We start from the raw sequence: 18,278 nt of genomic DNA on the forward strand, positions 1-18,278 counted from the left end.
TACATCGGCTGTTGGCTTTGCAACAGGATAACCTGCAAGCTACTCCCTTATGATATCTTACTAAATTTTAATATCTTGATTATACATAAAATAATATATGATGTCAATGAACTTTCTAATATAAGCTAGATATTAATTTAAAGGTTTAGAGGAATATATTATTAATATATAGTATAATTATTTTAGATAACTGTTACAATTAGATATATTAAAAGGATAACAGTTTAAGAAAAATAATATAATTAAGTAGTAAAGGAGTGGAGTCCTTGGAAATAGGAAGAGTTGGCAAAAAGACTTCCATCACACAAGAAAGAAAAAAGGTTGAAGGCAGAAAAGACTTTTCTGGAAGTTTTAGCTTTGCAAGGGAAAGAAAATCTGAAGAAGATTTAAAAAACATGTTAGATGATATAAAAAAGAAGGGTAATAGATTAGTTGCAACAAAGTGTTACTCTGATGTAATAGCATATAAAAAAATGATAAAAGGATATCTTGAATCTGTAATGGCTTATATGTATAGAGTAAAAAAAGATATAAGCTTTTGGCAGACACAATATTTTATTACAGTGGAAACTGTAGATGAGAAGTTAGAGGAATTAACTAAATTTTTACTTGGGGAAGAAAGAGAAAACATAGATATTGCAGCAACTATTGACGAAATACAAGGATTGGTTTTAGATATATATAGGTAAGATAAAATATTTAAAATCAACAGATTAGGTAGATTCATATGTTAAACTGATAAATAAAACAAATATTTAACTTCTAATTAGATTGGAATAAAAATAGATAACTTACTGTAAGTTATCTATTTTTATTTATATATTTGTGATTATAATAATTCTTAAATTATCCAACTATTAAAGCTAGCATCAGAAGGCATTTTAAGGTCGCCTCTTGGAGACAAGCTTACAGTTCCAACCTTAGGGCCATCAGGCAGGGCAGAACGCTTAAATTGTTGTGTGAAAAATCTTTTTATAAATTTATCTAACCAAAGCTTTATTGTCTCTTCATTATAAGAATCCTTAAAGCTTTCTTTTGCTAAAAACAATATTTTATCTGTAGCCATTCCTTGTCTTATAAAGTAATATAAGAAGAAATCATGAAGTTCATAAGGACCTACTATATCTTCAGTTTTTTGAGTTATATTCCCATGTTTATCCTTTGGTAAAAGCTCAGGACTTACTGGGGTTTCTAATATATCTATCAAGGTTTTTGATACCTCATCTTTTACCTCGAATTCAGCTACATATCGTACTAAATACCTGACTAATGTCTTAGGTATAGAACAGTTTACAGAGTACATTGACATATGGTCACCATTATAAGTACACCATCCAAGTGCAAGCTCTGATAGATCACCAGTACCTATTACAAGAGCGCCTTCCTTATTTGCTATATCCATTAATATTTGTGTTCTTTCTCTTGCTTGAACATTTTCATAAGTAACATCATGGTTTTTTTCATCGTGACCTATATCCTTAAAATGTAAAAGAGAAGCCTCTACTATATTTATTTCTCTTAAAGTTGTCCCTAGATTAACACATAAATCCTTAGCATTGTTATAAGTCCTATCAGTAGTTCCAAAGCCTGGCATAGTAATTGTAAGTATATTTTCCCTTTTGATATTTAACATGTCAAAAGTTTTAAGTATTACTAAAAGCGCTAGAGTGGAATCAAGGCCACCAGAAATTCCTATGACTACCTTTTTAGAACCTGTATGTTCTAATCTTTTAGCAAGGGAAGAGGTTTGAATATTAAATATTTCTCTGCATCTTTCTTTTCGTTCTATAACATCCTTTGGAACAAAGGGGTGTTTATCAACAAATCTATCAAAGCTTCCATAAGACAAATCATTAAATTTAAATTGAATAGTTGTTAGAGTGGGTTTTTTTAAGTTAGGATTTTTCTTAAAACTAGTATTTTTTAGTCTTTCATTTTCTATTCTATCTATATCCACGATAGATGTAATAACCTGGTTTTCTCTTTGAAATCTCTCATTTTCTTTTAAAAGAGTACCATTTTCTGATATTAAAAGGTGACCACTAAATAATAAATCTGTAGTGGATTCATGGACACCACTTGAAGAATATATATATGAACATAATCCTTTAGCACTTTGAGACAAAACTAAGGTTTTTCTATAATCATATTTTCCTATTATTTCATTAGAAGCAGAAAGGTTACCTATTATATTTGCACCCTCTAGTGCAAGAAGAGAACTTGGAGGTATAGTTACCCAAAGATCTTCACATATTTCAAAGGCAACTTTATATGTGCCATCAGTAAATATAATATTAGTTCCAAAAGGAATAGAATCTTGAAATTTTAAATTTATATTGGTAGTTTCAATTCCGAGTCCTTCTGTAAACCATCTTCCTTCGTAAAATTCACTATAATTTGGAAGATAACTTTTAGGAACTATTCCAAGAACCTTTCCATCTAAAATTATGTAAGCTGCGTTATATAATTTGCTGTTATAGTGCAGGGGAGCTCCAACTGCAATCAATATGTCTTTACCTTTGCTATAAATACATAAGCTTTCTAAAGCCTCTTCAGATTTATTTAGCAATTGATTTTGTAGAAAAAGATCGCCACAGCTGTAAGAGGTAATTGAAAGTTCTGGAAATATAAGAACTTTACAATTTTCACTTAGAGCCTTGTCTATACATATTTTAATATTCTCTAAGTTATAATTAACATCGGATACTTTAGTTATTGGGCACGCTGACCCAACCCTTATAAAATTCATATTATCACCTCAATAAATATTATTAATTTGAACATATTCTTAAATATTAACTAGATTAACATCATAGCATATATTATATACATATATGAATATTATATATGTATATAATATAAAAAAAACAAGTCTCATACAATAAAATAGCATGAGGTATAAAATAACTCTTAAAAGGATTAAATTAAACTTGTAATTATTATGCATGTAGTGTATAATAAAAATATAGTAGATAAAAAAATTTATTTCTATATATAGGATAAATACATTATATGTATAGAAGTAATTATAATATTGTTATATAATTAATTAGGGGGGTGACGATATGTCAGGTGATATCATAATGTGGTTAATCATAGCTTCGGTAGCGCTAGTGGTAGATTTATTAACAAGTAGTTTACTTTTTGTTTGGTTTACAGTTGGAGGAATGGTAGCTATTTTAGCTGCTGTAATTGGATTAAGTTTAAGTGTTCAATTTATACTCTTCTTAGCAGTAAGTTTATTGTTAATATTTACAGTATACCCTATTATAAAAGATAAGATGAAAAAGACAAAAGTACTAAATTCACTAGATAGTGAATTTATAGGAAAAGAATTTATTTCAGAAAAAGAAATAGAAAGAGAAATAGAATCCCATGTTAAGATTAAAGGAATATACTGGACTGTTAAAAATATAGGGAGTCGAGATATTGGAAAAGATGAAAAGTTTAAAGTTGAATCTATGGATGGGAATAAAGTACTCATAAAAAGCATTGATTAAGACATCTAATAAAAGTTTAAAGATGCTTAATATTAAATTATATAATTAAGAGGAGGTTATTAAATGGGAAAGATTGCAATTATCGTTATTTTGGTGCTAGTTCTTATAAGTATATTATCTTCTATTAAAGTTGTTAATACGGGATATGTATATTTATTAGAAAGATTTGGTCAGTTTTATAAGGTGTTAGAACCGGGGTGGCATTTAACTATACCTTTCGTAGACTTTGTTAGAAAGAAAATTTCAGTTAAACAACAGATATTGGATATAGACCCTCAAAATGTTATAACAAAAGATAATGTTAAGATTTCTATAGATAATGTTATTTTCTATAAGGTACTTAATTCTAGGGATGCAGCATACAATATAGAAAATTATAAAGCAGGTATTATATACTCAACTATAACTAATATGAGAAATATAGTGGGGGATATGACTTTAGATGAGGTTTTATCTGGAAGAGATAAAATAAACTCAGAACTTTTAATGGTTGTAGATCAAATAACAGATGCCTATGGTATAAAAATACTTTCTGTTGAAATTAAAAATATAATTCCACCAAATGAAATACAAGAAGCTATGGAAAAACAAATGAGAGCAGAAAGAGATAAGAGAGCTTTAATACTACAAGCTGAAGGTCAAAAGCAAAGTGAAATTGCTAAAGCAGAAGGTGCAAAACAATCTAAAATATTAGAAGCAGAAGCTGAAAAGGAAGCTAATATAAGAAGAGCAGAAGGACTTAAAGAATCTCAACTTTTAGAAGCAGAAGGTAAGGCAAAAGCTATAGAAGCTATTGCAAAGGCAGATGCAGGAGCTATACACATGGTTAATAGAGCTATTATAGAATCAGGAACTAATGAGACAGTAATAGCATTAAAACAAATAGATGCATTGAAGGAACTTGCAAAAGGTCCATCAAACAAGCTTATAATACCTACAGATGCGGTATCTTCACTTGGAAGCATTGCTGCATTAGCTGATGTTTTAAATAACAAGTAAATTTACACTTAAATATAAGGAGCTATCTCAAAATAAACTTTGAGATAGCTCCTTATTTATTTAAAAAATCATTAACTGTATTTGAAGTTTTTAAAAAGATATAATATGATAATGAATGATTTAAAAGATTTTTAACAGTTAATTGATAATGCTTATATATAAGGTTAAAATGTTATTGTAGTTAATGAATTATTATATAAAAGATATTATTAAGTAAGCATGTAATAAAACTAAAAATGTTAAAGTGAGGATTTATATTTATGAGTAATAAAGAAATGATATTATTAGTAGACCAAGATGATAGAGAAATAGGATATGGAGAAAAGGCAGAAGTCCATAAAAAAGGTATTTTCCATAGGGCATTTTCAATATTCATATTTAATTCAAAGGGTGAGTTACTCCTTCAAAAGAGAGAAAAGAGTAAGTATCATTCACCAAGTCTTTGGACAAATACTTGTTGTAGTCATCAAAGAATGGGAGAAGATCTTAATGAAGCTGCACATAGAAGACTTAAAGAAGAATTAGGGTTTGATACTGAACTTGAAGAAATATTCAAATTTTCATATGACATAGAATTTAATGAAGATTTACATGAAAATGAATATGATCATGTTTTTATAGGAAAATATGATGGAGATGTAACAATAAATCCAAAAGAAATAGAAGAATCTAAATGGATGGATTTAAAGGAGCTCAATAAAGATATAAAAGAGTTTCCTAAAAGATATACTTATTGGTTCAAGCTTTCAATAGGTAGGGTTATTGAACATGTATCTTAATATTTATAATAATATTATAAATACCTTATAAATTATATCCTAAGTAATTTTGAGTATGAATCTTAATATATGTATATAATTTACCAAAAGAGTTTAATTGTTAATGGAGGGAAACTATAAGATGAAATATTTATGGTGTCAGGTGTTTTTAGATAGGCTAGAGGAAAATATAAGTAATATAAGGAAGATGGATGATAAAAAGATAATTGCTGTTGTAAAAGGAAATGCTTACGGTTTAGGAATAGAAGGTATAACTGAATTTTTACAAGATAAGATAGATTATTTTGCAGTAGCAGAAATATCGGAAGCCAAAAGGGTGGTAGGAGATAAAGAAATATTGTTACTTACCCCACTCATAGATATAGAAGATATTATAAATCCAATGGAAAACGTAATATATACTATAGATAATGAAGAAATTTTAGAACAGATACCAAAGGATTTTAGTAATAAGGTACATATATACTTAGATACAGGTATGAATAGAATGGGAATAAAGATAGGAAGACTTAAATATGTAGTTGAATACATAGAAAACAATTTTCCGAGTATGATATTGGATGGTGTATATACCCATTTACATAATACAAAAAGTAGAAAAGGTACTTTAAATCAAATAAATATGTTTAAGAATGAAGTAACACCTTTTTTAGATATAATACCTAACATCCACTGCTTAAATTCTAGTGGGTTTTTAAATGAGGAGTACAAAAATGAGGCAAGTTTCACTAATAATATAAGAGTTGGAAATCTGTTGTATGGTTATGAAGGTAGTGATAAGGGGTTTAAAAAGATATTTTCCTACAAAGCTAAGGTGATAAATAAGTTTAAAGTTAAAAAGGGCTGTAAAATAGGGTATGGAGAAAAATATAAAGCAAAGGAAGACACTTTGATTGGAATTTTAGGTATTGGAAATATTGAACATCTAGGATTCAATAAAGATGTTAAGCATAATATTTTTTATGACATTTTAAAGGCATGTTACCATCACTTACGAAAACAATACTGCATATTTTGTAATAATAAACCTATTGAAATTATCGGAAAGCCTAATATGAATATGACTATGGTTAATATGAAGGGGGTAGAAGACGAAATTATATTTAAAATAGATATCACACCTATATTGGCAGATAGCTCCATAATTAAAGAATATACGTATGATACAAAATAATAACACGGCAAATGTTCGCGCATTGACGAATATTTAAAATGATATACTAAATAATGTTGACTTACTTTCAAAAGGATGCTAGTCTATATATAGAATTAAATATTAATCCATATAATCTTAGAAATAAGGTCTGAGAGTTTCTACTGAAAAACCGTAAAGTTTTCTTCTATGGGTAAATTTAAGGATATAGTTATGACGCGCAGTATATTTTGAACTTAATTTATACATTTATAACTATTTCTGTAAGATAAAACATGAAGAAAGGTTTACATATAAGCCGTACTTCATGTTTTTTATTTGTAAACTATTGGATTTTATGGATTGAAATCATAGGGGGATAAGATGAACACTAAAAATATATTTGTAGAAAAGAAATCACAGTATAATCTAGAGGGCAAAAAGCTTTTAGAAGAATTTATAATGATTCTTAGAATAAATAGTATAGAAGAAGTAAGAATAATTAATGGGTATAGCATAAGAGGTATAAGCGAGGATGTTTATAATAAATCAAAATACACAATTTTTGCAGAAAAAAATATAGATAATTTATATGAAGACAAATCTTTTATAAATGAAGATTATAACTATATAGGTAGAGAATATCTTAAAGGTCAATTTGATCAAAGAGCAGATGCCGCAAAGGAGTGCGTAGAGATATTATCTGAGGGAGAGCGTCCTAGTATAAGGTGTTTTAAGATACTAGAAATAAAGGGCTCACTTACAAAAGATGAAATACAAAAGATAAAGAAACATTACATAAACCCTGTAGATTCTAAGGAGTTTAATATATTTAAAGATGTAAATTTAAAAGAAGAGAAAGAAGAAAATGAAGTTAAAACAGAAAAGGAAATCATCAAAGATTTTATTAATTTAAAAGGAGTGGAATTAGAAGATTTTTATAGAAAATCAAATATGGCTATGACTAGAGATGACTTAGGGGTTTGTTTAGAACATTTTAAAAAAGAAAATAGAAATCCTACTTACACAGAAATGGCGGTTATAGATACCTATTGGTCAGATCATTGTAGACACACCACCTTCTCTACAGCTATAAAAAATATAGAAATAGAAGATGGAATCTATACAGAGCCAATAAAAATTGCCTTTGATGAATACAAAGAGATGAGGAACCTTTTAAAAAGAGAAGATAAAGATATAACTATGATGGAAATAGCAACTATAGCTATGAGAGAAATGAAAGAAAAAGGACTTTTAAAGGATTTAGATGAATCTGATGAAATAAATGCTTGTACAATAAAGGTGGATATAAATACTGAAAATGGTATAGAAAAATATTTAATACTATTCAAAAATGAAACTCATAACCATCCTACTGAAATAGAACCCTTTGGCGGAGCAGCTACCTGCCTTGGAGGAGCTATAAGAGATCCTCTTTCAGGAAGGGCTTATGTATACCAGGCAATGAGGGTTACAGGAAGCGGAGATCCAAGGGGAGATATAGAGAAGACTTTAAAGGGTAAGTTACCACAAAGAACTATAACCTTAGGAGCAGCAAATGGATATAGCTCTTATGGAAATCAAATAGGAATTGCTACAGGTCAAGTAGAGGAAATTTACCATGAAGGCTTTATTGCGAAAAGAATGGAAATAGGCGCAGTTATAGGTGCAGCACCCTTTTCAAATGTAATTAGAGAAGAACCTATCTTAGGAGATGTAATAGTTTTATTAGGTGGAAGAACAGGTAGAGATGGATGTGGAGGAGCTACAGGATCATCTAAAGAGCACACAGAAAACTCTATAGAATACTGTGGAGCAGAGGTTCAAAAGGGTAATGCTCCAGTAGAAAGAAAAATACAAAGATTGTTTAAAAATCCTAAGGTAAGTAAAATTATAAAAAGATGTAATGATTTTGGAGCTGGTGGGGTATCAGTAGCAATAGGAGAGCTTAGTGAAAGTATAGATATATATTTAGATAAAGTTCCTAAAAAATATGAAGGATTACAGGTTACAGAAATAGCCATATCCGAATCTCAAGAAAGAATGGCAGTGGTAGTATCTAATGAAAATTTGGAATGTTTTGTGAAGTTTGCCTTAGAAGAAAACTTAGAAGCTACTATGGTGGCTAAAATTACAGATAATAATAGACTAAGAATGCTTTACAAAGATGAAGTTTTTGTAGATTTAGATAGAAGTTTTTTAGACTCTAATGGAGCTAAAAGTTATGCAGATGTTTTAATTAAAGCTCCAAAAGAAAAGTCGTATTTAGATAGTTATAAGCTAGATAACAACCCAAAAGACATATTAGAAGATATTGAAAGTGAAAGGTTTAATCTTAAAGGCGAAGAAAGTTTTAAAGATACATTAATAGAAGTACTAGAAGATTTAAATATTTGTAGTAAAAAAGGATTAGTTGAAAGATTTGACAGCACTGTAGGAGCTGGCACTGTATTAATGCCTTATGGAGGATTATTTGAGAGAACCCCATCAGAAGGAATGGTTAGTAAAATACCACTAACTAAAGGACATTCAGACTCTGTAAGTTTAATGACCTTTGGCTATAATCCAAAAATTTCAGAGTGGAGTCCTTTCCATGGAGCTTACTTTGCTGTTATAGAATCTGTAGCTAAGATTGTAGCTTTAGGAGGAGATTATAAAAATATTAAATTAACTCTTCAAGAGTATTTTGAAAAGCTTTATGAGGACAAGGTAAGATGGGGTAAACCATTTTCAGCTTTGCTTGGAGCTTTATATGCCCAGAAACAACTAGGAATAGCAGCTATTGGTGGAAAAGATAGTATGTCAGGAACCTTTGAAGATATAAGCGTTCCACCTACTCTTGTAAGCTTTGCAGTAGATATAGAACCACATTATAAAAGCGTTATATCTCAAAATTTTAAACAAACCAGTAGCAAGGTGATTTTAATAAAGACTCCTATGAGTAAAGATAAAACTTTAAACATAGAAGCCCTTAAAAATAATTTTGAAAGCATTAAAAAGCTTAATGATAAAAATTTAATATTATCAGCTATGAGCGTTAAGCAAGGTGGAGCATTAGAGGCTATTTGTAAGATGAGTTTTGGAAATGAGATAGGAGTAAAAATTCAAGATATAAGTAAAGAAGAATTACTTCAAAAGTCTTATGGATCTATAGTTATTGAAGTTAAAGATGATAAAGAGGCATTTAAGATTTTAGACTCTGATAATTGCAAGGTTATAGGAATAACTATGGATAATAGTAGTATAGAAGGTTTTGGAGAAAAGATAAGTTTAAAAGATTTAATTAAACACTGGGAGAGCCCTCTTGAAAGTATATTTGAGACTAAGACAAAAAAAGAAGAATTATTTGAGGGTTGTTTCAAAGAAAAAAGCAGTGCGGCTAATGTAAAAGATAATAAGTACACTAAAACTTATAATAGCTTAAATATTTCAGTTCCAAAACCTAGAGTATTTATACCAGTATTCCCTGGTACTAATTGTGAAGAAGATTCAAGAAATGCATTTGAAAAGGCAGGGGCTATAGTAAATGAAAGAGTTTTTAAAAACATTACTGAAGGCTTAATAAAAGAGTCAATAAAAGAAATGACAAAAGAAATAAAACAATGTGAAATAATAATGATTCCAGGGGGCTTTAGTGCAGGAGATGAACCTGAAGGGTCCGGAAAGTTTATATCCACTGTATTTAGGAATCCTTATATAAAAGAGGCGGTAATGGAACTTTTAAATAAAAGAGATGGATTAATGATTGGTATTTGCAACGGATTTCAAGCACTTATAAAGCTAGGTCTTGTACCTTATGGTGAAATACTAGATATAGAAGAAAATATGCCAACTTTAACCTATAACAGTATAGGAAGACACGTATCTACTATGGTAAGAACAAAGATAGTATCAAATAATTCACCATGGTTACAAGAGACAAAAATAGGGGACATCCATACATTACCGGTATCTCATGGAGAAGGAAGATTTGTAGCACCTAGAAAAGTAATAGAAGATTTATTTAAAAACGGGCAAGTGGCCACACAATATGTAGATAGACTTGGTAACCCATCTATGGAAATGAACTATAATCCTAATGGATCTTTAGGGGCTATAGAAGGAATACTAAGTCCTGATGGAAGAGTTTTTGGTAAGATGGCTCATAGTGAGAGAATAGGTGAAGGGCTTTATAAAAATATAGAAGGAAATATGGACCAAAAGATATTTAAATCCGGAGTTAATTACTTTAAATAAAAGATAGGGGTGTTTATAGATGAAAGTGGCAATTATATTTGGAAGTAAATCAGACAAAGAAATAATGAGGGGAGCTGTTACTGCATTAGAAGAGATTGGAATAGAATATAAGGCATTTATCTTATCTGCTCATAGGGTACCAGAAAAGCTTTTAGAAGTTATTAAAGATTTAGAAAAAGAAGACTTTCAATGCATAATAGCTGGAGCAGGCCTTGCTGCCCATCTTCCAGGAGTTATAGCATCCCATAGCATTTTGCCGGTAATAGGGGTGCCAATAAATGCAGCTTTAGGTGGACAAGATTCTTTGTATTCTATAGTACAGATGCCTAAAGGAATACCTGTAGCCACTGTTGGAATTAATAATAGCTATAATGCAGGCATACTTGCAGCACAAATTCTTTCTATAAAATATCCAAAGGTAAAAGAAAGTCTTAATAAATATAGAAAAGACATGAAGGAAAAATTTATAAACGATAATAAAGAAGGGGTGGAGTGGTAATGAGTAGAGAATTTTTATATGAAGGAAAAGCTAAAAGGGTTTATCAAGATGAAAAGGAAGATCAAGTGGTGATTTATTACAAAGATGATGCTACTGCTTTTAATGGGGAGAAGAAGGGCGAAATTCAAAGCAAAGGGGTTTTAAATAATAGTATATCCTCAAAGTTATTTGAGCTTCTACAAAGTAAAGGAATAAAAACTCATTATATAAAAACTATTAGTGAAAGAGAACAAATTTGCTTAAAGGTTGATATAGTGCCTTTAGAAGTTATAGTAAGAAATGTAGCGGCTGGAAGCATGGCTAAGAGACTTGGTGTAAAAGAAGGAACAAAGCTTGAAACTACAGTTTATGAAATTTGTTATAAAGATGACGATTTAGGAGATCCGCTTATAAATGATTATCATGCTGTAGCTCTAGGTCTTACAACCTTTGATGAACTTAAAAAGATATATGAAATTACTAGAAATATAAATGATATATTAAAGGACTTTTTCTTAAAGCAAGGTATAGATTTAATAGATTTTAAATTAGAATTTGGGAGATACAAAGGAGAGATACTTCTAGCAGATGAAATCTCACCAGATACTTGTAGGTTCTGGGACAGTAAAACTAAAGAAAAGCTTGATAAAGATAGATTTAGAAGAGATCTTGGAAATGTTACAGAGGCTTATGTAGAGATATTAAAAAGAATAAATAAATAGTTTTAATAAAAGATATTTAAAAATATAAAGGGCAAGTTATAAGGGTATTGGTATATTTAAAGATTTAAACATACCTTATGGAGGGGAAGATCTAATTATGATAGAAGAAATAAAAGACAAGTTTAAAGAGGAGTGTGGCGTTTTTGGGGTATACTCTAAAAGCTCTTTAGATGTTGCAAAGGTTACTTATTATGGATTATATGCACTTCAACATAGAGGTCAAGAAAGTGCAGGCATAGCTGTTAGTGATGGTAAGAATATGAATATTCATAAAAGTATGGGGCTTGTATCCGAAGCTTTTGATGAAAAGTCTTTATCTTCACTTAAGGGGAATGCTTCTATAGGTCATGTAAGATACTCTACTACAGGTTCTAGCAATATAATAAATGCTCAGCCAATACTAACTAATTGTAAGTTTGGATCTATGGCCATAGCTCACAATGGAAATTTAGTAAATGCAGAGGTTATAAAAGAATTATTAGAAGATGGAGGAAACATCTTTCAGACATCTATTGATTCAGAAGTAGTATTAAGTTTAATTGCAAGAGCTTATAAAAAGGGTATAGGTAAGGCGGTTATATCAGCAGTTCAAGCTATAAAAGGATCCTTTGCTATGGTTATTTTAACTGAGGATAAATTGATTGGGGTTAGGGATCCTAATGGTATTAGACCTTTATGCCTTGGAAAGCTTGAGGACAGCTATATTTTATCTTCTGAAAGCTGTGCCTTTGATACGGTAGGTGCGGAATTTGTTAGAGATATAAGGCCTGGTGAAATAGTAATAATTGGAGAAGACGGAATAGAAAGTATAAGTTATTCAGAAAAGATAAAGTCAAAGGTATGCGCTTTTGAATATATATACTTTGCAAGACCTGATAGTGTTATAGATGGTATAAGTGTATATGAGTCTAGAAGAAAAGCTGGAGAAATATTATTTGAAGAGTGTCCTGTAGAGGCAGACATAGTTGTAGGTGTTCCAGATTCAGGACTTGCAGCTGCAGTAGGATTTTCAAAGGCCTCATCTATACCCTTTGGTATAGGATTTATTAAAAATAGATATGTTGGAAGATCCTTTATAGCACCTTCAAAAGAAATGAGAGAAAGAATTGTTTCATTAAAACTTAATCCTTTAAAAGAAAATATTAAGGGGAAGAGAGTGGTACTTGTAGATGATTCTATAGTTAGGGGCACTACTAGTAAAATACTAGTAGAAATGCTAAGACGAGCAGGGGCTAAGGAAGTTCATTTTAGAGTTTCATCTCCAGTGGTTAAATATCCATGTTATTTTGGTATAGATACACCTTATAGAAAGGATCTTATAGGCGCAAATCTTACCATAGAGGAAATAAGAAAAAAAATAGGAGCTGACAGCTTAGGCTACATAAGTGAAGAAGGAGTAGTAAAGTCCTTTGGTGAAAAGGAAGGGTTTTGTCTTGGGTGCTTTAGTGGTATCTACCCTGTAGATACACCTATAGAAACCGCAAAAGATTATCTTGAAAGGTAGTGTTTTTATGATCACATATAAAGAAGCAGGAGTAAATATAAAGGAGGGTTATGAGGCAGTAAAAAAGATAAAGTCTCATGCTAAGAAAACTATGAGTAGTTTAGTTTTAAATAGTATAGGTAGCTTTGCATCTATGGTTGAAATTCCGAAAGGGTATAAAAATCCTGTAATAGTTTCAGGAACAGATGGGGTTGGAACAAAGCTAGAAATAGCTTTTGCTATGAATAAATATGACACTTTTGGTATAGATTGTGTGGCTATGTGTGTTAATGATATTTTATGCCACGGAGCAAAGCCTTTATTATTTTTAGACTACATAGCTTGTGGAAAGCTAAATGCTAACGTAGCTTCCGATATAGTTAAAGGAGTATCTGATGGTTGCTTAATTTCTGGATGTTCCTTAGTTGGAGGAGAAACAGCTGAGATGCCAGGGTTTTATAAGGATGGAGAATATGATATTGCTGGATTTTCTGTAGGGGTTGTAGAAAAGGATAAAATAATAAATGGAAAAGATATAAAGGAAGGTGATGCTCTAATAGGAATATCATCTTCAGGACCACATAGCAATGGTTATTCACTTATAAGAAAGATTGTAGATAATCTTGAAGTAGAGTTAGAAGGAGAAAAGTTAGGGGATATTTTATTAACACCTACAAAAATATATGTAAAGCCAGTACTTAAGATCCTAGAAAAATTTGAAATTAAAGGTATGGCTCATATAACTGGTGGTGGATTTGTTGAAAATATTCCAAGAATGATTCCAAAGGGATATTCAGCTAAGATAAATAAAAACAGCTATGAAATCCCAGCTATATTTAAATATTTAATGGAAAAAGGTGTAGATGAAGAGCATGCTTACAATACATTTAATATGGGAATAGGTTTTATATTATGTGTAGAAGATAATTTAAAAGAAAAGGTAGTTAAAGAATTGTCTTTGATGGGAGAAAAGGCTTATGTGATAGGGTCTATTATTTCTGGAGGTGATGGGATTTGCTTAGAATAGCTTTTCTCATCTCCGGTACTGGGACTAACCTTCAATATATAATAGATAAAATTAATGAAAAAGAACTTGATTGTGTAATTAAAATGGTAATTAGCGATAACCCAAAAGCTATAGGACTTACTAAAGCTAACCTTCAAGGTATTCCGTCTTATGTATTAGATAAAAACACTTATGGAGAAAATATAGGGGATGAAATAATAAAAATTATAAAAGATAAGGTAGATCTAATTGTTCTTGGAGGATTTCTTTCTATATTAAAAGGAGAAATATTAGATAGGTATAAAGGCAAGATAATAAACATACACCCTTCTTTAATACCTAAGTTTTGTGGTAAGGGTATGTATGGAATAAAGGTTCATGAAGCTGTTTTGAACTCAGGGGATAAAATTACTGGGTGTACACTTCATTTTGTTAGCCGTGACGTGGATATGGGTACTATAATTCTTCAAAAATCTTTAAATATAACTGGGGAAGAAAGCCCTAAAACATTACAAGAAAAGGTACTTAAAGAAGAACATAGATGCCTTTTAGAAGGTATTAGACTTATAAGTGAGGGTAAAGTTTAAAGTTAAAGTAAGGTTATAACAGTTATCTTGGATTAGAAGGGAGATTTAATTTCATGAAAAGAGCTTTAATAAGTGTATATGATAAGGGCGGTATAGTGGATTTTGCTAAGTTTTTAAAGAGTATTAATGTGGAGATAATATCTACAGGAGGAACATTAAAATATTTAAAAGAAAATAATATCGAAGCTATAGACGTTGAGGAAGTAACGGGATTTCCTGAAATGCTAGAAGGAAGAGTTAAAACTTTGCATCCTAGTATTCATGGTGGCATACTAGCAAAAAGGGAAGAACCCTCTCACATAAAAGCATTAAAAGAAAAAGACATAGAATTAATAGATATAGTTGTAGTTAATTTATATCCATTTTTTGAAAAGTATAAAGAAAATATAACATTTGAAGAAAAGGTGGAATTTATAGATATTGGTGGACCCACAATGTTAAGAGCTGCAGCTAAGAATTTTAAGGATGTAATAGTAGTTTCAGATAAAAAAGATTATAAGACTATAATAGAGGAATTAGATTTAAGTGGAGATGTAAGTTATAATACTCGAAAAACCTTAGCAGGAAAGGTATTTAACTTAACTAGTGCTTATGATGGAGCTATAAGTAAGTTTTTATTAGAGGATAGCAGTGAGTATCCAGAATATATGAATTTAGTATATAAAAAATCTAAGGATTTAAGATATGGAGAAAATCCTCACCAAAAGGCTGCTTATTATGATTCTTTATTAGAAGAAGGTACTATGAATAATATAGAAATACTAAATGGCAAAGAACTATCCTATAATAATATAAAAGATTTAGACATCGCCTTTAAGGTTGTAATGGAATTTTCTGATATAGCTTGCTGTGCATTAAAACACAATAGTCCTTGTGGAGTTGCCTTAGGACGTGATAACCTAGAAGCTTATACAAAGGCCTATGAATGTGATGATATATCTATATTCGGCGGTGTAGTTGCCTTTAATAAGAAGTTAGATAAGGCTACTGCTGAAAAGTTAATAGAGATATTTTTAGAAATTGTTGTAGCTCCTGACTTTGAAGATGAAGCACTTGAAGTTTTAAGGAAAAAGAAAAATTTAAGAGTTATTAAATGTAATAATAAGCCTATAAGCACTAATGCTTTAGTATCTGTAGATGGTGGTCTTTTAGTTCAAGAAGAGGATAAGGACTTAATTAAAGACCTAGATGTGGTAACTAAAATAGTGCCTACAGAAGAAGAATTAAAGGATATGAATTTTGCAATGAAGGTAGTTAAGTACGTTAAGTCTAATGCTATTGTAGTAGCAAAAGGTGGTAAAACCTTAGGAATTGGCGGAGGACAGGTTAATAGGATTTGGGCAGCACAGGAAGCTTTAGAAAGAGGTAAGGGAGCTTTAGTATTAGCCTCTGATGCATTCTTTCCCTTTGATGATGTAGTAAAAGAAGCTGCAAGCCATGGCATAAAAGCTATAATTCAACCAGGAGGATCTATTAAAGATAAAGATTCAATTAAGGCTTGTGATGAACTTGGAGTATCCATGGTGCTTACTCACATAAGACATTTTAAGCATTAAAAAAGGAGGCTAATATGAATATATTATTGATTGGTTCTGGAGGAAGAGAACATGCTATGGCCTTTAAGTTATCACAAAATCCTAAGGTAGAAAAGATATATTGTGCCCCAGGAAATGGCGGTACTGCAATGGAAAATAAATGCGAAAACATAAGGGAAAAGACCATAGAAGAGCTATTAAAATTTGCCAAAGAAAATGAAATTTATATTACCATAGTTGGTCCAGAAGAGCTATTAATAAAGGGAATTGTAGATGAGTTTAATAAAGAAGGACTTAAAATATTTGGACCTTCAAAAAAAGCAGCTTGCTTAGAAGGAAGTAAAGACTTTTCAAAAAGATTTATGAAAAAACATGGAATACTTACAGCTGAATATGAAAGTTTTACCTTTGCACCAAAGGCATTAGAGTATTTAAAAGATTGTAGGTATCCTTGCGTTATAAAGGCAGATGGCATGGCAGCTGGTAAAGGTGTAGTTATATGTAATTCTTTTAAAGAGGCAGAAAAAGTAATTTGTGATTTTATGATTGATGATATATTTAATGGCTCTGGTAAAAAGGTTGTAATTGAAGAGTTCTTAGAAGGTGTGGAAGCCTCTATACTTTCAATTACCGATGGAGATACATTAATTCCTTTTATATCTGCAAAGGATCATAAACAAATATTTGATAACAACCAAGGTCCTAACACAGGTGGGATGGGTGTTATAGCGCCAAATCCATTTGTTACAAATAATGTTATGAAAGAATTTAATGAAGGTATTTTAAAACCTACACTTAAGGGATTAAAGGAAGAAGGAATAGAATTTAAAGGATTCTTATTTTTTGGATTGATGATTACTAAAAAAGGTGTATATTTATTAGAATATAATGTGAGACTTGGAGATCCAGAATCACAGGCAGTCCTTCCTTTAATGAAGAGTGATTTTTATGATGTTATTTGTAGTGCATACAGTGGCAAACTTAAAAGTTTTGAAATTAAGTGGGAAGATAAAAATAGTTGCGCATTGGTTATTGCATCTTTAGGGTATCCAGGTAAATATAATACTGGGTTTAATATAACTTTAGATAAAAATATAGATGGAAATGTATTTATATCAGGTGGTAGATTAGAAGGAAAAGATTTAAAGACTTCAGGGGGAAGGGTTATTTCATTAGTGACACTTGGAAATGATCTAGAGGACAGTATAAAACGTTGTTATAAGGAAGTAAACAAGATAAATTTTAAAGATATGTATTATAGAAAAGATATAGGATTAATATAAGTAATTAATAAAAACCTATAGTATAGCCTTTTAGGCCTATATTTATAGGTTTTTAAAATTTAATTTTATAAATTATGATTATAAAATTTCTTTAGTTGCATCTTTGCTTAAAAGATCTCTAATTTGTGTAAGTAAAACCTCTTCAGTTGTTGGAAGTTCTTCTTTGATTTCTTCTTGAACCTCTTCTTTTCGCTTGAATTTATTAACTAATCTAATTACTAAGAAAATAGAAAAAGCTATAATAAGGAAGTCGAAAATATTTTGAATAAATTGACCGTAATTAAGGGTTAGTATTTTCTCGGGATCAGCAGATTGGCGTAAAACAACTTTTAGGTCTGTAAAGTTAACACCACCTATAATAAGTCCTAGTAAAGGCATTATTATATCAGCTACTAATGAATTAACTATTTTACCAAAAGCAGCACCGATAACTACACCGATAGCAAGGTCAGTTACATTGCCTTTCATAGCAAACTCTTTAAACTCTTTTAACATGAAATCACCTCTTATTAAATTTTTATTAATAAAAGTATAACAT

At 30.4% G+C, this 18,278-nt stretch carries 15 protein-coding genes and 1 riboswitch; of the genes, 13 read left to right on the forward strand and 2 right to left on the reverse strand.

Features of this window, described 5'->3' with window-relative positions; translation table 11 throughout:
• The first annotated feature begins 266 nt into the window (after positions 1 to 266).
• The gene (locus BD821_RS07590) at positions 267 to 689 is read left to right on the forward strand and encodes a YaaR family protein (RefSeq protein WP_104409962.1); all 423 of its coding nucleotides are present in this window, start codon (positions 267 to 269) and stop codon (positions 687 to 689) included.
• A gap of 152 nt (positions 690 to 841) precedes the next feature.
• Here BD821_RS07590 and BD821_RS07595 read toward each other — a convergent pair whose 3' ends face one another.
• Entirely contained in the window at positions 842 to 2,749 is a 1,908-nt protein-coding gene (locus BD821_RS07595; RefSeq protein WP_104409963.1) for an NAD(+) synthase, read from the reverse strand.
• 316 nt (positions 2,750 to 3,065) lie between these two features.
• Here BD821_RS07595 and BD821_RS07600 point away from each other — a divergent pair, with 316 nt between their 5' ends.
• The 12 genes from BD821_RS07600 (at position 3,066) to purD (ending at position 17,740) form a co-directional block, all read left to right on the forward strand.
• Positions 3,066 to 3,500 carry an NfeD family protein gene (locus BD821_RS07600; RefSeq protein WP_104409964.1) on the forward strand — a complete coding sequence of 145 codons (435 nt, stop codon included), beginning with the start codon at positions 3,066 to 3,068 and terminating at the stop codon, positions 3,498 to 3,500.
• Between the two features lie 63 nt (positions 3,501 to 3,563).
• Entirely contained in the window at positions 3,564 to 4,499 is a 936-nt protein-coding gene (locus BD821_RS07605; RefSeq protein ID WP_029452947.1) for an SPFH domain-containing protein, read from the forward strand.
• A 260-nt stretch (positions 4,500 to 4,759) separates the two neighbouring features.
• The gene (idi, locus tag BD821_RS07610) at positions 4,760 to 5,278 is read left to right on the forward strand and encodes an isopentenyl-diphosphate Delta-isomerase (RefSeq protein ID WP_104409965.1); all 519 of its coding nucleotides are present in this window, start codon (positions 4,760 to 4,762) and stop codon (positions 5,276 to 5,278) included.
• Between the two features lie 121 nt (positions 5,279 to 5,399).
• Positions 5,400 to 6,452 carry an alanine racemase gene (locus BD821_RS07615; protein WP_169994059.1) on the forward strand — a complete coding sequence of 351 codons (1,053 nt, stop codon included), beginning with the start codon at positions 5,400 to 5,402 and terminating at the stop codon, positions 6,450 to 6,452.
• 87 nt (positions 6,453 to 6,539) lie between these two features.
• Positions 6,540 to 6,641: riboswitch (purine riboswitch) on the forward strand.
• A 153-nt stretch (positions 6,642 to 6,794) separates the two neighbouring features.
• Positions 6,795 to 10,646, forward strand: coding sequence for a phosphoribosylformylglycinamidine synthase (locus BD821_RS07620; protein ID WP_104409967.1), 3,852 nt, complete (start codon positions 6,795 to 6,797; stop codon positions 10,644 to 10,646).
• Between the two features lie 19 nt (positions 10,647 to 10,665).
• On the forward strand, positions 10,666 to 11,145 hold the full coding sequence (gene purE / locus BD821_RS07625; protein ID WP_029452951.1) for a 5-(carboxyamino)imidazole ribonucleotide mutase: 480 nt from the start codon (positions 10,666 to 10,668) through the stop codon (positions 11,143 to 11,145).
• Positions 11,145 to 11,846, forward strand: coding sequence for a phosphoribosylaminoimidazolesuccinocarboxamide synthase (gene purC, locus BD821_RS07630; RefSeq protein ID WP_104409968.1), 702 nt, complete (start codon positions 11,145 to 11,147; stop codon positions 11,844 to 11,846). Before purE ends, purC begins: the two co-directional genes overlap by 1 nt.
• 97 nt (positions 11,847 to 11,943) lie before the next feature.
• Complete coding sequence (purF, locus tag BD821_RS07635) at positions 11,944 to 13,350, forward strand: amidophosphoribosyltransferase (protein WP_104409969.1); 1,407 nt, start codon at positions 11,944 to 11,946, stop codon at positions 13,348 to 13,350.
• Between the two features lie 7 nt (positions 13,351 to 13,357).
• On the forward strand, positions 13,358 to 14,356 hold the full coding sequence (purM, locus tag BD821_RS07640) for a phosphoribosylformylglycinamidine cyclo-ligase (protein ID WP_104409970.1): 999 nt from the start codon (positions 13,358 to 13,360) through the stop codon (positions 14,354 to 14,356).
• Positions 14,344 to 14,922: a phosphoribosylglycinamide formyltransferase gene (gene purN / locus BD821_RS07645; RefSeq protein WP_104409971.1), complete on the forward strand. Its 579-nt coding sequence runs from the start codon at positions 14,344 to 14,346 to the stop codon at positions 14,920 to 14,922. Before purM ends, purN begins: the two co-directional genes overlap by 13 nt.
• A gap of 53 nt (positions 14,923 to 14,975) precedes the next feature.
• Positions 14,976 to 16,478: a bifunctional phosphoribosylaminoimidazolecarboxamide formyltransferase/IMP cyclohydrolase gene (purH, locus tag BD821_RS07650; RefSeq protein WP_104409972.1), complete on the forward strand. Its 1,503-nt coding sequence runs from the start codon at positions 14,976 to 14,978 to the stop codon at positions 16,476 to 16,478.
• Positions 16,479 to 16,492: 14 nt separating this feature from the next.
• The gene (purD, locus tag BD821_RS07655) at positions 16,493 to 17,740 is read left to right on the forward strand and encodes a phosphoribosylamine--glycine ligase (protein ID WP_104409973.1); all 1,248 of its coding nucleotides are present in this window, start codon (positions 16,493 to 16,495) and stop codon (positions 17,738 to 17,740) included.
• A gap of 78 nt (positions 17,741 to 17,818) precedes the next feature.
• On the opposite strand, the gene mscL is transcribed toward purD, so the two are convergent.
• Positions 17,819 to 18,235 carry a large-conductance mechanosensitive channel protein MscL gene (gene mscL, locus BD821_RS07660; protein WP_104409974.1) on the reverse strand — a complete coding sequence of 139 codons (417 nt, stop codon included), beginning with the start codon at positions 18,233 to 18,235 and terminating at the stop codon, positions 17,819 to 17,821.
• Positions 18,236 to 18,278 lie beyond the last annotated feature (43 nt).

It is taken from the genome of Clostridium algidicarnis DSM 15099, assembly GCF_002934235.1.
GTDB lineage: Bacteria > Bacillota > Clostridia > Clostridiales > Clostridiaceae > Clostridium_L > Clostridium_L algidicarnis.